The 13,963-nt window shown below is 56.3% G+C and carries 14 protein-coding genes, 1 pseudogene and 4 riboswitches; of the genes and pseudogenes, 6 read left to right on the plus strand and 9 right to left on the minus strand.

Annotated features, from left to right (window positions below; all coding sequences use genetic code 11):
• Positions 1–39: 39 nt before the first annotated feature.
• Both BM357_RS09450 and BM357_RS09455 read left to right on the plus strand, forming a co-directional pair.
• Positions 40–654: a DUF47 domain-containing protein gene (locus BM357_RS09450; RefSeq protein WP_074952149.1), complete on the plus strand. Its 615-nt coding sequence runs from the start codon at positions 40–42 to the stop codon at positions 652–654.
• A gap of 125 nt (positions 655–779) precedes the next feature.
• Positions 780–1,151, plus strand: coding sequence for a hypothetical protein (locus tag BM357_RS09455; protein ID WP_074952151.1), 372 nt, complete (start codon positions 780–782; stop codon positions 1,149–1,151).
• Here the strand turns inward: BM357_RS09455 and BM357_RS18975 are convergent.
• Positions 1,116–1,994, minus strand: coding sequence for a C40 family peptidase (locus BM357_RS18975; RefSeq protein ID WP_083430351.1), 879 nt, complete (start codon positions 1,992–1,994; stop codon positions 1,116–1,118). The genes BM357_RS09455 and BM357_RS18975 overlap by 36 nt on opposite strands.
• A 2-nt stretch (positions 1,995–1,996) precedes the next feature.
• A riboswitch (cyclic di-AMP (ydaO/yuaA leader) is annotated at positions 1,997–2,156 on the minus strand.
• Between the two features lie 1,054 nt (positions 2,157–3,210).
• Here BM357_RS18975 and BM357_RS19305 point away from each other — a divergent pair.
• Entirely contained in the window at positions 3,211–3,552 is a 342-nt protein-coding gene (locus tag BM357_RS19305) for a hypothetical protein (RefSeq protein WP_074952156.1), read from the plus strand.
• Between the two features lie 624 nt (positions 3,553–4,176).
• Entirely contained in the window at positions 4,177–4,251 is a 75-nt protein-coding gene (locus tag BM357_RS20705) for a hypothetical protein (RefSeq protein ID WP_425426535.1), read from the plus strand.
• A 428-nt stretch (positions 4,252–4,679) separates the two neighbouring features.
• On the opposite strand, the gene BM357_RS09475 is transcribed toward BM357_RS20705, so the two are convergent.
• Positions 4,680–5,174, minus strand: a complete 495-nt coding sequence (locus BM357_RS09475) for a nitroreductase family protein (protein ID WP_245783927.1) — start codon at positions 5,172–5,174, stop codon at positions 4,680–4,682.
• 331 nt (positions 5,175–5,505) lie between these two features.
• Complete coding sequence (locus BM357_RS09480) at positions 5,506–5,952, minus strand: MarR family winged helix-turn-helix transcriptional regulator (RefSeq protein ID WP_074952161.1); 447 nt, start codon at positions 5,950–5,952, stop codon at positions 5,506–5,508.
• Here BM357_RS09480 and BM357_RS09485 point away from each other — a divergent pair.
• On the plus strand, positions 5,944–6,945 hold the full coding sequence (locus BM357_RS09485) for a quinone oxidoreductase family protein (RefSeq protein WP_074952164.1): 1,002 nt from the start codon (positions 5,944–5,946) through the stop codon (positions 6,943–6,945). The two genes, BM357_RS09480 and BM357_RS09485, sit on opposite strands and share 9 nt — an antisense overlap.
• Positions 6,946–7,085: 140 nt before the next feature.
• Here the strand turns inward: BM357_RS09485 and BM357_RS19310 are convergent.
• The 4 genes and pseudogenes from BM357_RS19310 to BM357_RS09505 form a co-directional block, all read right to left on the minus strand.
• A pseudogene (locus BM357_RS19310) lies at positions 7,086–7,229 on the minus strand (IS4 family transposase); the annotation flags it as partial.
• Positions 7,230–7,695: 466 nt separating this feature from the next.
• A complete protein-coding gene (locus BM357_RS09495; protein WP_074952165.1) occupies positions 7,696–8,946 on the minus strand; it encodes an MFS transporter in 1,251 nt (416 codons plus the stop codon).
• Between the two features lie 555 nt (positions 8,947–9,501).
• A riboswitch (Fluoride riboswitch) is annotated at positions 9,502–9,564 on the plus strand.
• 118 nt (positions 9,565–9,682) lie between these two features.
• Positions 9,683–10,048 carry a fluoride efflux transporter CrcB gene (crcB, locus tag BM357_RS09500; protein WP_074952166.1) on the minus strand — a complete coding sequence of 122 codons (366 nt, stop codon included), beginning with the start codon at positions 10,046–10,048 and terminating at the stop codon, positions 9,683–9,685.
• Positions 10,045–10,461 carry a fluoride efflux transporter FluC gene (locus tag BM357_RS09505; RefSeq protein ID WP_074952167.1) on the minus strand — a complete coding sequence of 139 codons (417 nt, stop codon included), beginning with the start codon at positions 10,459–10,461 and terminating at the stop codon, positions 10,045–10,047. Before BM357_RS09505 ends, crcB begins: the two co-directional genes overlap by 4 nt.
• A gap of 51 nt (positions 10,462–10,512) precedes the next feature.
• A riboswitch (Fluoride riboswitch) is annotated at positions 10,513–10,574 on the minus strand.
• Positions 10,575–10,911: 337 nt separating this feature from the next.
• Here BM357_RS09505 and BM357_RS09510 point away from each other — a divergent pair.
• The gene (locus BM357_RS09510) at positions 10,912–12,075 is read left to right on the plus strand and encodes a cation:proton antiporter (protein ID WP_074952168.1); all 1,164 of its coding nucleotides are present in this window, start codon (positions 10,912–10,914) and stop codon (positions 12,073–12,075) included.
• 74 nt (positions 12,076–12,149) lie between these two features.
• Here BM357_RS09510 and BM357_RS09515 read toward each other — a convergent pair whose 3' ends face one another.
• The gene (locus BM357_RS09515; protein WP_074952169.1) at positions 12,150–12,668 is read right to left on the minus strand and encodes an acyl-CoA thioesterase; all 519 of its coding nucleotides are present in this window, start codon (positions 12,666–12,668) and stop codon (positions 12,150–12,152) included.
• Positions 12,669–12,887: 219 nt separating this feature from the next.
• On the minus strand, positions 12,888–13,640 hold the full coding sequence (locus BM357_RS09520) for a LysM peptidoglycan-binding domain-containing protein (RefSeq protein WP_074952173.1): 753 nt from the start codon (positions 13,638–13,640) through the stop codon (positions 12,888–12,890).
• 4 nt (positions 13,641–13,644) lie between these two features.
• Positions 13,645–13,810: riboswitch (cyclic di-AMP (ydaO/yuaA leader) on the minus strand.
• Positions 13,811–13,963 lie beyond the last annotated feature (153 nt).

Raw genomic sequence — 13,963 nt, forward strand, 5'->3', positions numbered from 1 at the left:
GTTGGCGTCCTGCCCAATCCACACTGGGAGAGGATACCGTTGGCCAAGCGTAATCAGCAGCTGTTCGATTACTTGGTACAGATTGCGGACAACGTCCGCAATGCGGCTGCCGAATTTGAACGGGGTCTGCACAATCTGTCACATCCCGAAGCGTTGGCGGCTTCCATCAAACATATGGAAGTTCGCGGTGACGACCTGACCAGTGATATGGTTTCCCTGCTGAACGCGACCTACATCACGCCGTTGGAACGGGAGGACTTTCTCGCGCTCGCCATCAAGATGGACGACGTGGTGGACGGTCTCGAGGCTTGCACCGTGCGGTTCGACCTGTACCGGGTGACGTCGGCCACCCCGCCGATGTTCGACTTCGCCCGGAACATCGTGGACAGTGCGCGCGAAGTGCACGAGGCCATCGCGAAACTCAACGCGCGCCGGTTGTTGGATATCCGCGAGCACACGCTGCGCATCAATCACTTGGAGAAGTCGGGAGACGAGCTGTTGCGGGATTCCCTGCGGGCGCTCTTTCAAGATCGGGACCGAGATGTACTGGAGGTCATCAAACTCAAAGAGGTCTACGAGATCCTGGAGGGGATCACCGACCGTTGCCAGGATGTGGCGGACGTGCTCGATTCCGTGATTGTGAAGAACGCCTGAATCGGCGTCACTTGGCCATCTTTCCTACCTCATGGCTCGGCGGCCGTTGTTGGACAGGCCCTGACACGCGTGCATATTCCTCGGAACGTTCGGCCACCATTGGATCAAACAGGATGACGAGGAAGGTGACCGGCATGCGTGACGGAGAACCGTCCACGATCGGCCACAGGCAGGCCGCTCCGCCGAAGCCATTCCCGCTGATTTCACAGGAGGAGTTGCGCCGCCTGAGTTGGGAGGAAGGGCGTACAGACGCCGAGATCGCCCAGATGTTCGGAGTGACCGTCAACGAAGTCAACCGAAAACGCCTGCAGATGAATCTCGTGCAAGATGCGCTCACATCGTCACAGTGGTCCGAGGTGGTCCGCACCGCGGAGATGGTTAAATCGCTTCCATGGGAGGCGGTTCAGGAGGTCCGCACCATCGTCGACCGGTATCGCCAGAACCCTCACGGACTCCTGGCATCAGGGATGGACGCGGCGGGCACCGACATAGTGTGAACCCCAGTATCCACTGCCCAGCGAATCCGTCCGCACCCCTGTAGGCGTGGCGTTGATGAAGCGGCCGTTCCCGATGTAGATGCCGACGTGAGACGCCCCGGGACCGTCGGTATTGAAAAACACGAGGTCTCCAGGCTCCAAGTCGGACCGCCCGACCGCTTGGCCCTCCTGATACTGATCATAGCTGGTCCGGCCCACGTGAACGCCAACGCGCGCCAACGTGTACTGGACCAGCCCCGAACAATCAAATCCTCGATCCGAGGCCCCTCCCCACCGGTAGGGTACCCCAATAAACTGCTGGGCGGTCTGGGCGACCCGAACACCGAATGTCAAGTCCGCGACGGGAGAACTCCCTCGGCTGGACAGCGCGGAACTGCTTGTGGGCGCCGGTGACGCTGAACGCTTTGGCGTACCTGCGGCGGACCGGGCGTTTCCTGCGCCCGCAGCGCGCCCAGGGCTGTCGCCTGCCTGGGGCGGGTTTCGCCGGGTTTGCGAGGAAGGTGTCTTGGCATCGGAGTTGGAAGGAAGCGTGTCTCGATGCGCCGCGGCTTCATCCAATACGGCTTGCACGCGGGCTCGCTGCACCGACTGTTCAGACGACGTCAAGTTGGCGTCGGAGGTGTCGAAGGTGAGGAGCGGGTCCGTATCCGCGACCGCCACCCATTGGCGGGGCGGAGAAGAGAATGACGATGCAGGTTGGAACCGTACGACGGGTGCAACACCGCTTACGGTGACAGTACTCGAAGACTCATGGGAAGCGCCCACAGGCCCCGTACCCGCATACACGGCGAGACCGGTGGCGCACACGGCCGTTCCCGCGGCCACGCGCCAAGATCGCAACATTCTGTAAGCCCCTTTACATCCTGCGAGGTTAGTTGACGGGCTCGGGAGCGGCTTCTCCTCCCTGCCTGCCTGCGGCTGCCGGCAGTACGCAGCGCTTTGAGCAGGATTCGCCCCAAAAAACAGTTCCCCCGCCTCCAAACCGGAGTTCGGATGGTCTCTGAATCCGTAGAGACAAAAAACTCAAGTTGATTATAAAAAAGTGAACGCTTGTCTGACAAGACATGCAACCAAAAAATTTGATAGGAAAAGTAGACGAAGATGCTGTCTGTGCGTCTTCTCATCCCCCCTGATGGCTGACACCTGTTTTCCCGATAATTGCCGAGGCAACCCATTCGTCGCTGTTTGCGTCGCAGCAGGTGTGTATGAGTACGTACAATCCGCGTCGCTTCAAGAACGAACACCTGCGGTTCAAGAGCATCAGTTCGATGTCCAGGCTGCCCCTCCCTTTCATTCCTTCAACGGAGTTTTCATGGTCGATTCCAAGCACGGTTGGATCTTAACGCCGGATCACCTAATCCTCCGGACCATCGATGGCGGAAAGACGTGGGTAAATGTCACTTCCGAATTGAATCAAATGGACACCCGGATTGACCCTGGGGCCCATTCACAGTCCAAGGAAAAAGCGACACCGCTGTTCAGCTCGTGGCGACTGGCGCAAGCACTGCCATTGCCACCATCGGATTTCATCCCAGTCGAGTTTACTGGACAGACGACGGCATTGGGGGCGGCCTTAAAGCCCGGGGCGCATGCCGCAGAGACGATGGACCTAGGGCAGTACGATTGGAGCAAAGTATATCTGTTTCGCACCATGGATGGGGGGATTTACTGGGAGCGCACGAGTACGGCTTTTCGTGAAGTGAACGGTCCGGCTGTAAACGTTCCGAATTCAATTTGCGGATAACTTTGCCTACGTGATGATCGGGAACACGTTGTACACATCGAACGATGGCGAGACCACCTGGAAGGATGCTGCAATGCCACAACCACGGATGGCGGTAAGACTTGGCAAGTCGTGTACAGATACTGAGTCGAGGAAAGAAATGCGTCTCGGCCTTCTGTGCAGAATGCTTCCTCATCTGTTGGGAACTCGTATGGCGACAAAAAAGAACGAGAAAGAGTACTGTTCCCAGACTTTATTGTTCTCAGGACTATTCCGGTGGTATGTTGGAAGAACAAGCAGGTTGCGGAGGGATTGAGCACTGAGGGAGGGATTGGCATGCAACGGCTTGAGCAGGCGTTTGCGTTCGTGAAAACGAACGGGAACGAGGTCGAACAAATCAGATTACGGATGTTGGTAGGTGAGCAAGTCGAAAATTCTTGTGCAATAGATTTGATAGCCCAAACACAGTCCTTTGATGGCGGCTGGGCACCATTCTGGGCAGAATCAAGCGCACTGGATTCCACTTGCTTTCGTCTAGCACAGTTAGAACAACTCTCTGTAACCGGTACCGAAAATGTGGTACGACAAGCCTTACAGTTTATCATCCAAAAGCAAAGAAATGACGGTTCCTGGGAAGAAGATCACCGACTGGCAGAAGTTGCGCCGCCGTGGTGTTAACCAGGTGATCTCTCCGCCCAACTCTATTTAACTTCCAATTGCGCATATTGGCTGACATTCTTTCATACCGCTCCGGAGAACGTTCGTCGCGCGATTGACTTTCTGGTTGAGCACGTAAACTCGCACGGTCAAATGCCATCATTCCTTCATACACACTGGCTGACGGCAGGCGTTCTCTATTCCGAAATGCATCAGGCGAGAGCAGAGCAGATCATGTCCTATCTGCATGGCCGGATCTATGATTTGGACTCTGGGAACTTGGCGTGGTTAATAAACAGCTTGCGAGGTGCAGGTGTATCAAGTACTCACCCCCTGATTGAGAAATCAAGGGCCCTGCTCCTTGACAAACAGGAGCCGGACGGTCGCTGGTGCAGTGAAGACGGACCACACCAGGATGTCCATACGACACTGGAGGCGATCCGGGCGATTCTAAGCGATTAATGCCTAGTTGGCGACGATTGGCACACCAACTCCGTGATCGAGACGGGCAGCTACTTTGTCCCCGATTTCCTGATAGAGTCACATCGTAGGATGAATCGTTTCGGGGGGCAGAATGCCAGCAAAATGAAGAAGAGTGAATGAATGAAAGTACTTCAAACTTACATACGCGTGTATGTGAACGATATGGACAAGGCCCTGAAGTTCTATGAAAATCTGTTAGGACAATCTGCGACTTTGAGATTCAAAATTCAAGTATGAAGCTGTGGGGCTGGAATTAGCATCCGTGGGTAACCTTCTCATTTTGGCTGGATCGGATAAAGCGCTGGAACCTTTTCGAGAGACCACTGCGACATTTACAGTAGGTTCCATTCATGAGTTTTATGATTTTATTATAGAATCGGGACGCCAAGTCATTTGCGGCCTTACCCGGGTTCCAACGGGAACGAATCTCACTGTACAACATCCAGACGGAACCATAAGTGAATATGTCGAACATAATGATTAGCAAAACCACTCGCACCATTGAGTCGTAACTTTCAGAATAAACGATATATTTGTTTTGGCATTTCACAATGGTTGTTCCACCCGCAACAGGCGCGCCGCATGGCCTGCGCAGGACCATGCGGCGCTTTCAACAATTATAGACAAAAATGCAGGTCGGGTCGATCAATATGCTTGTAGAGCAGTCACGGCATGTGACGCACTTTTTCCGATATCATGGTTCGTTCTTTCGCCTGCGGTATTTCTGCTGGATAACCGATTCCGAAGACGCCGAGCACATCGTATCCCTCCGGCACGTGGAGAAGGGTACGGTTTTCCGGTTGAGCTCCGATGGAAGTCCATCGCACTCCGAGGCCCACAGTATGGGCTAACAATAAAAAGTTCTGTATGAAACACGAGGTCGCGATGATTTGTTCCACTCGATCTTCATCTTTTGCAGCTCCTTCGGATAGGACGGCCATCACCAAGGGAGCGCCGCCGAAATCTGCCTTGTGATTGAGTTTGCGGCGGGTTTCTGGTCCGATGAAGACAATTTCCCAGGGCTGTGTCATGCGATGGTTGGGCGCGAATTTCGCAATGTCCAGCAGGGAGAGAACGAGTGATTCATCCACTGGATCTGGCTTGAAGAGTTTGATGTTACGCCGCGTCAAAACAACCTTGCTCAGGTCTTCCAAATTCACGTACCGTATCCCCCACATTCTTTGGCGCTGCGCCGGTCAAATGTTTTGCAACCATGTCATGGGCCTTTCTCGGTATCCTCATCGTTCCCTCTGCATCATCAGTATAAACCGGGCCAATCTCCGCGACCAGACACCGCATGGTGAGCCAATTGCGGCAACTTTGGGGAATTCACCGGGATGGCTCCATCGTGGACAGACCTCGTAACCAGGTCGACAAATCCCTGCAGCGACACGAGGTTCAGCCGTTCCCAAATTTCCATTTCTTCCATCAATGCCCGTGGCACAAGCTGATTTTCAATTGCCCCGCCCGGCTCAGCAAGAGCAAGTACCCTCAGTCCTGTGCATGTGCAGACCTCAAGATTTTCGTTGCAAGGGTGGCGAGGGATGCCCGTTCCGTTTCTGTGAGCGTTTCCAAGACAGCATTGATTTGTCGCTCAATCTCTGCACCCGCCACATGTACCAGCTGCCGGCCGGCAGCAGTCAATCTCACATTGAATCCACGCCGGTCATTCGGCGAGACAACACGTTCCACGAGTCCACGACGCTCCGCCCGATCCACCAACCCAGTAACGCTGGATTTTTCGAGGTTCAGATACTGGGCAAGCTGAAACATGCTTGGCTCTCGATCCCGCAGAATACCGAGGAGTCGAATTTGAATGTTTGAAAGATCATGCTCGGATCCCACACGAGCAAGTACAGACTGGATCAGGTACGACAGTTGTACCAAGCCATCCACAATCGAAAGATCATGTGAGTCTGTCCACGAGTCATGGTTCATGTGTCGATTCACTCCGGACTGCTGTGTTCAAACGCTGCTGTTGTACGTTCGTTCGGCCTTGCGCCGAAGTACGAATGGTTCGACACGCCAGAGCCGTCCGGAAAAAACGAAGTACTTGTCGACGTGCTCGCCGCAGGCTTGCACCCGCGTGTCCGCTCTCAGGCAGACGGTTCTCACTACACGCGTCCGCGCGCGCTACCACTCATTCCTGGGATTGATGGTGTCGGACGAATGGCGAACGGGCAGTTGGTCTATTTTGTGGCACCCGACACATCTCTCGGCACATTCGCGGAAAAGGCGGTCGTGGATTTGCGACGTAGTGTCCCATTGCCTGAAACCGTCGATCCAGTTCGCATCGCTGCAGCCATGAATCCAGCCATGTCCTCATGGGTAGCACTGCGCCGCCGCGTCGATTTTCAACCCGGGCAAAAGATTCTGGTCCTTGGAGCGACTGGAAATGCCGGTCAGATGGCTGTGCAGATTGCCAAACTTCTGAGGGCCAGTCAGGTGATTGGCGCGGGACGTGATTCGGACCGCCTCAAAGCACTTCTGGCGTTGGGGGCCGACGAGATCGTTTCGCTGGCAGACGAGCCAGAGAGGGTTGCCAAACGGCTAGGGGAAGCTGCATCTGAAGTCGACATTGTGCTCGACTATCTCTGGGGGCAGCCTGCCGAACGTGCGATGTTGGCCATACTGACTCAACGATCGGATCGGAGCCGAAAGTTGTCCTGGGTCCAAATCGGTTCCATCGCTGGCCCGACTGCCGCTGTGCCTTCCGTCGCACTTCGCGCTGCCAACTTTCATGTGCTGGGAAGCGGCCAGGGTTCGGTCTCAACTGCCAACTATGTTGCCGAGCTGCCCGCACTCGTCGACGCGATTGCCGCCGACAAGCTGCAGGTGAACGCCGTACCTTTCCCGCTTTCCGAAGTGGAGACAGTGTGGCATGCGCTCTCCGACATCAAGGAACGCGTCGTATTCGTCCCGACGCAGTAACCCGGATCCTTCAGGTTTAGCCTGCACTCCCCGGAGAGGAGATGTGATGTCGTGCACGGTACAGCTTGGGTACGGTGCAGTGTTGGCTCCATACTTGGCCGTATGTCGATCACGGTGCCGTTATGAACATCTGCTGCCGCCGACAACATGATGTATCGTGCGAAGACGATGGTGGTGTGGGCAAACAATTGGTCGTATGTATGTCCCTGCAACTCTTTCGCCAGTCGAAGATGGGATTTACTGACTTTGAAGAAGGTCTCAATGTCCCACCGCTTTCCGTAGATGCAAAGGCGATCGACACGAACGAATTCCCGTCTGACCAGCCCAGTGTCAGCATATCGGAAACCACGCACGAATTTGTGAGACACGTCGTCGTAGACCCTTTGCCAAACCCGTCTCCGCCTGACTGCTTTAGCCAATGGTTCAGGCTTCGCTGAGTGAATACGAGACAGAATATAGCTCGGAACCAGCTTGCTTGGTGACATTTGACTGCTTCAGGAGTCTTGCTATCCTGTACTCCTTGAAAAAGGAAAAAACCATGGATTGGAGTTGATCTTGGTGTTGAGGTTCACGTACCATAAGCGCAAACATCCTCTTCTCTGTAGATTATTGTCTCGTCAACTTCAGTCTACCAGAAAATGAGGGTGTTTTTGCCTTTTCAGCGCCTGAAATCCCAGTCGCACCAAGGATTTATTGACTCAGACCGGGTGCGAAACTTGAGTTCTTAATTTTCCTCCCCGCAATCGAAACTTAACTGTTGACGTGGATTTCAGGCTGCTTGCGGCTTAGAGTCGGCAGCGTAACCCCGTAAAAAACGCTGACCACGAAGATGATCATCCCCACGACCATGTAGAGCACATCCACGTTGATCAGGTTCGGGAAAACAATCGCCACAATGGCAAGGGAAAGTGATTGCCCCAGCATGAGCAACGGATCGTTCCACGCGTTGACGCGCCCCATGTTGCTCGGGTCTACAAGCTCGGGAATCCAGCCGCCAATCACGATATTGACTGGAGCGATGATTGCGCCCGTAAGAAGAACAAGCGACAGGTACATCCACATTTCACTCGTTATCCCAAGCACCACCGAAAGCATACCGGTGAGTAACAAGCCGCCCACGAGAACAATGACCCGATTCAGCTTCTGGATAAGGAAGGAGCCGAGTGTGCTCCCGACGAGAAAACCGATGCCGAGGAAAATGGTAATCAACGCCGAGTACTTCTGGTAATGCGCCGGACTCAGCTTATATTTCATCGTGAAGATGGGTAGAACCGAAAACACCCCGTTCACGAACCCGAAAAGCACGAAACCCATCACAAGCGCAAGCAGTAGTCTACTTCTTCGAATATAGCGATAGCCTTCGGCAAAATCAGCGGTAACCTGGCGGAAGCGAAGACCCCGCAAAGAAGTCTGCCCATTCGGCATACGTACCTCCGTGGCAAAGCGGCAAGAGGCAATCAACGCCCCGGACAGGAGGAAGCTGATGCCGTCAATGAGGACGGCTCCCTCAATGCCGAGGTAGTGGTATGTGAGCGAGCCGAGCCCCATGCCAAAGAGCATAAAGAGTCCCATGACCGTCTGGTTCAAGCCGGCCGCCTGCGTGTATAAGTCCTTCTCCATGATGCCTTGCAACAAGCCCGCTTCAGCAGGACTAAAAAACTTCGAAACAGCGCTGCGCAGGAACAAAACCGCGAAGGCGGCGACAATGAATTGGTAGTGCAGCGTAACGAGGAGCAGTGCCGTCAGGCCTGCGCGGATCCAGTCGCAGTTTGCCGCAATCCGCTTTCGGTCTAGCCGATCCGCGAGAACACCGACGAAGAGAAACACGACCAGCGTAGGCAGCGCGTACATGAGCTCCGCCAACGTCGTATAGTAGGGTTTTGTGCTGAACCGATCCAATAAGTAAAAGGCGAACGCCATATTGCCGACCACCGTCCCGAGCTGGGAGGCGAAGTTCGCGATGAACAGACGGACAAACAGTGGGTTTTTCAATATAGTCATGGCAAATCAACCTCATTTCGATGGTAGTAGTAGAGATTTCATATGGGCGATCAAGACATCGAGCTGCCGCACGGTGTCAGCGTGCTCGGGACCGAGCGCGAGCGTGTGGATCATAATGCCCTCGAATTGGGACGCCAATGACCTTCGCAAAGCTCCAGCGGCAAGGCCCCAGAGAACTCCCCGCGGTCGACACCGATCTGCAGAAATTGCACGAGTTGCCGAATCACATGATTGTTGAACAGTTTATCACCCATTTACCCAGCGCTATCAAGGAAAAGCTGGCTGCCTAAGGGTGCGAAACTTGAGATACAAGCTTTGTTGCGGAGCGGCTGTTGATTTGGGTGTCGTAGTGAGGCCTCTTCTATTTTTGCCTTCCCCCTTGCTCTCGGGGAAAAGCCCGTACTGAAACTTTACACGATCGTCTCACCTACCGGAACTTGGCACGGACCCTTTTCATGAGTTACTGTGTCAAATGATAGAGTGGTGTTGTATACATGATCTGTGCCTAAGTCGTAGGAACAATGCAATTTTACAGTCTCGTGCTATACTCAGCTGAATTCGATAGGTGATGGAGCTCACCGTTTACTTCCTGCAAAGGATGATGGCTCCTACGGATAGATCTTTCAATCCGTAGGAGCCCTTTTCCTTATGATTTCGGGGAGGGATCCGGGTTGAGGAGAAACATATGGCCATGTAGACAGCACTGGCATAGACCTGGGTCCCACCCAGTATGTTTTTACAACAGGAACACCCCGATCCAGGTCAGCACGCAGCCGACGCAAATCGAGCTGGCGACGTACACGATAGCCAACCGTTTGTGTGTCCGTACGAGGTGGACCATCTCCACAGACAACGTGGAGAACGTCGTGTAGCCTCCGCAGAACCCGATTCCCAGAAACAGCCACCCATCTCCTGCACGATGCGTGTTCGTGAGAACGCGAAAGAACAGGCCAAGCAGGAGACATCCGATCGCGTTGACCGACCAGGTTGCCCAAGGGAAGGGGGAGCGGGAAATCCTGGAGAGACGCATCCCGCTGAGGTATCGGGCTACTGACCCTGCGGTCGCCCCGATGGCTACTGAGACAGCGCCCGTCACGGTCATGGGTACACCTCTTCCATTTCGCCCGGCTCGGTGACCCGCGCTGTGCGGTCCACAGTGTAGATCCACACGGCTAAACGATCGCCCGCTAAAGCACAGCCCCAACCGCCGAGAAGACTGGCCAACACGTAAATGCTGGCCAGGAGGAGGCTGGTATGGAACAACGTGAGTACGTCCATGGAGAAGGTAGAGAAAGTGGTGAACGAGCCAATCATCCCGGTGCCTATGCCGAGCCGTAACCAATCAGGCCATGCCTTTCGTATCGCGACGACGGCGATGTGGCCAAGCGCAAAAGACCCCATCAGATTCATGACCAGCGTGGCGAACGGAAAGTGGCTGCTTGGCAGAGCGTCCTCCAGCAGGAGCCGCAGCACGCCGCCCACGGCCCCGAACAGCGCGATAGCCAATACGTTCACGGGCAACTCCTCCTTCGGCCATGTCACGAAAAAACCCCTGCGAATCGAGAACGGTTCGCAGGAGCCATCAGCCTTGGCAGGCGGTTTAGGTGAGCCCCATCACCCATGTTCCATGTATACAGACCGACATCCCGCTTCATGACCAGGGCGAGCACGATTTCATAGCATGCCTCGCTCAGGTACCGCCGTATGCCCGAAGTCGGAGTATGCACCAGCCCATTTGCACCTGAACCGGGTAACGCCGCCCGTGCCCATGAGTATGATGAACCATCACAATCACACAACGACAGTGGTGGAGTTCACTGGAGTGGAATTTTCCACTCGAAGCGCGGTTTCCGCCAATGACTCCTGTCTTTGCCGGCGCAAAGGCGAGGGGTCTTTGGCTGATTTCGCTTGCCCGCATCCACTCGCCCACGCGTCCGGTACACAACGATTCAGGAGGGTGGCCGGATGGACAACGTGTGGATGGTCGCTTCGGTATGGATGGGGTTGGCGGTGGCGGCGAGTTTCATCTCGGTGCGGATTGGTATTTCAGTAGCGCTCATTGAGATCCTGGTCGGGGTATTCGGAGGAAACGTATTACATCTGCAGACGACGCCGTGGATCGACTTTTTGGCCAGTTTCGGATCCGTGTTGCTGACGTTTCTGGCCGGTTCAGAGATCGATCCCGCTTCCTTCCGGCGGCATATCCGGATCAGCATCCCCATTGGGATAGCCTCATTCTTGTTGCCGTTTGTGGGCGCCTGGCTATACGCGTATTACATCGCCGGCTGGTCGTTCGCAGCCGCCAAGTTGGCCGGGATAGCGCTCTCCACGACATCGGTCGCGGTGGTGTATGCGGTGATGGTGGAGACAGGTCTCAACCAGACCGATATTGGGAAAGCGATTCTGGCGGCCTGCTTCGTAACCGACCTTGGTACGGTATTGGCGTTGGGGATATTATTTTCCGGGTTCAATCCCTGGATGGTTGTATTCCTGGTGGTGACCGCTGTGGCGTTGGTGTGCTTGCCCAAGTTGACGCGACTTGTCCTGGGGAGGCTCGGTGGACGTGTTCAGGAAGTGGAGACGAAGTTCCTGTTCCTCGTCCTATTTGCGCTCGGTGCCCTCGCAACAGTAGCGCAGAGCGAGGCCGTGCTTCCGGCGTACCTGGTTGGCTTAGTGCTCGCAGGAGTGTTTCAACACACACTGGTGTTGGGGAGGCGGCTTCGAGCGATCGCGTTTACGCTCCTGACCCCATTCTATTTTTTGAAGGCTGGATTGTACGTGTTGCTGCCCGCGGTGCGGCACAACGCGTGGTTGATCGGAGTCTTCTTTACGCTGAAGATGGTCACCAAGGTGGCGGGAGTGCGACCGCTGACCGCCCTGTTCGGGTACACGCCGCGTGAAGGCAACTATACGACCGCCCTGATGGCGACTGGGCTGACGTTCGGCACCATCTCTTCGCTGTACGGTCTCAGCCATCAGATCATCAGCCAAACCCAATACACGGTACTGGTTACCGTTGTCATCCTGAGTGCCCTCGTACCCACCCTCATCGCACAGAGGTGGTTCCAGCCGCGGGTGGACGGAGCCGCGAGCGCGGGAGACGTGAAGTCAGTGTCGGACGAGATATAAGAAATACGGAAAGGCCAGCATTCACTCGCTGGCCTTCGTCTTTCCTGACGATGGGATGGGTGAGAACGTGTGGATCACATTTCGTCCCAGAACTTCTCCGTCTTGAGACGGGCGGCCAACTGTTTGCTCTCCGCGCGGTGCTGCTTGCGCCGTTCCGCGCGTCGCGGTGCGGTCTCGTACAGCAGTCGCTCTTCCTCCGATTCCGGTTGCACGGGAGGAACCGGGACAGGCCGGCCTTGATCGTCGAGCGCCACGAAGGTCAAGAAGGCCGTGGCAGCGATCCGGCGCTCCCCCGTCTTGAGGTCTTCCGCCACCACCTTGACGAACACCTCCATCGAGGTGGTTCCGGTCCACGTGACATACGACGTCAGGCACACCGAGTCGCTCTGCCGGATGGGGCACAGAAAATCGACCGAGTCGGTGGACGCCGTCACCACGTCGGTGCGGGCGTGGCGCGATGCGGAGATGGAGGCAATGTCGTCGATATATGCCATCAGCTTGCCGCCGAACAATGTGTTGTGATCGTTGAGATCGTTCGGGAACACGCGGCTGATCTTCACGCATCGGGATTCCCTGCAGAACTTCGGTTGCACGACAACCCCTCCAGCCTGTTGATGAGCGGCGGGGGACCCTCGCCCCAGCCCTTCCCCAGTTTAGCCCATCCCGCCCCTCCCGCCAACCGGTGCGAGTGCGCCCTTGTCACGCGCGCCCGGCCCCCGGAAGAACGTGAAATGCCGATGCCACCAGGCATCGGCATTTCATATCGGCATTTCACGCGGAAGCGTACCGATTTTCCGGCCCGCCAGGGCGGATCACTTGGCGAAATTGAGGTGTCCGAGTTTGGCGATCACCGGCCGCGACCACACCCAGCTGTGCGCCGGTGTCTGCGCCGGGTTGTAGAACACCATCGCCCCCGGTACCACGTCGCGGCCGTCGCGCAGCACCGCCTCGGCCGCCTTCTGGCTTTCCTCGTCCGGCTCCGAGTAGATGTATCCGTTCATCACCGGCTCGAATTGATAGTGGCCGCCCACCACCTGGAAGACCACGCTCTTGACGGTGTCCGGATAAGCCGGGTCGTGCATTCGGTGCACCACCACGTCGCCGACCGCAATCTTCGCCGCCAGCGGCTCGTCGCCCGCCTCCGCGTGAATGATATGCGCCATCCAGTACAGGTTGTCCGCCGTCGCCAATCCCGACGGCGCGGCGCTGGCCGGCAACCGCAGCGTGGCGCCCACCGGCAGATTCATTGGACGGACCCATGGATTGGCCGCCTGCAGGGTCTGCACAGACACGTGGTGCTGCCGCGCGATGGTCCACAGAGAATCGCCCTTGCGCACCACGTACGTATTCCTGTCCGGAACGTTGACCCGGGCGCCCACCGGCAGGTGCATCGGATCCACGTTCGGGTTGGCCTTTTGCACTTCCGCCAGCGACACCTGGTGCGCCCTGGCGATGGACCACAGCGATTCCCCCGGGCGCACGGTGACAACACTCGCCATCGCCTCCGGCGCGGCGGTCATCGACAGTACCGCAGCGGCCCCGCACAACCACGTCCTGAACGACACGACTCCATCACCTCTCGTCTGCCTCCGGGGTTAGTTGTCGGGTTGGGGCACGAGCCGCCCCTCGCGCGCGGTGAGCGTCCACCCCGCACGATTCACCCCAAGGGAAATCCCCTGTATGGCATCCCCCGTACTCCGACGCGCAGGCGCCGGAGATTCGGCTGATATGGATGTGAAGAGCAAGGCTCTTACAATTATACATAGAGAAACCAACCTGAGACGAGACTCAAATGTTGGGATTCGAGGAGGAGCCGTGCCAATGCGAAGCGGGCGGCCGCATTCCGCGGCCGCCCGGCGGTATCCGTCCGGTGCATCACCGTCCGTTA

This window comes from Paenalicyclobacillus macrosporangiidus (assembly GCF_900116805.1).
In the GTDB taxonomy this organism is placed as follows: domain Bacteria; phylum Bacillota; class Bacilli; order Alicyclobacillales; family Alicyclobacillaceae; genus Alicyclobacillus_H; species Alicyclobacillus_H macrosporangiidus.

Coding starts and splice junctions, on each gene's coding strand:
- BM357_RS09485 (WP_074952164.1), top strand. CDS start 5,944: ATGGTTCATGTGTCGATTCACTCCGGACTGCTGTGTTCAAACGCTGCT.
- BM357_RS09480 (WP_074952161.1), bottom strand. CDS start 5,952: ATGAACCATGACTCGTGGACAGACTCACATGATCTTTCGATTGTGGAT.
- BM357_RS09510 (WP_074952168.1), top strand. CDS start 10,912: ATGGACAACGTGTGGATGGTCGCTTCGGTATGGATGGGGTTGGCGGTG.
- BM357_RS19305 (WP_074952156.1), top strand. CDS start 3,211: ATGCAACGGCTTGAGCAGGCGTTTGCGTTCGTGAAAACGAACGGGAAC.
- crcB (WP_074952166.1), bottom strand. CDS start 10,048: ATGACCGTGACGGGCGCTGTCTCAGTAGCCATCGGGGCGACCGCAGGG.
- BM357_RS09495 (WP_074952165.1), bottom strand. CDS start 8,946: ATGACTATATTGAAAAACCCACTGTTTGTCCGTCTGTTCATCGCGAAC.
- BM357_RS18975 (WP_083430351.1), bottom strand. CDS start 1,994: ATGTTGCGATCTTGGCGCGTGGCCGCGGGAACGGCCGTGTGCGCCACC.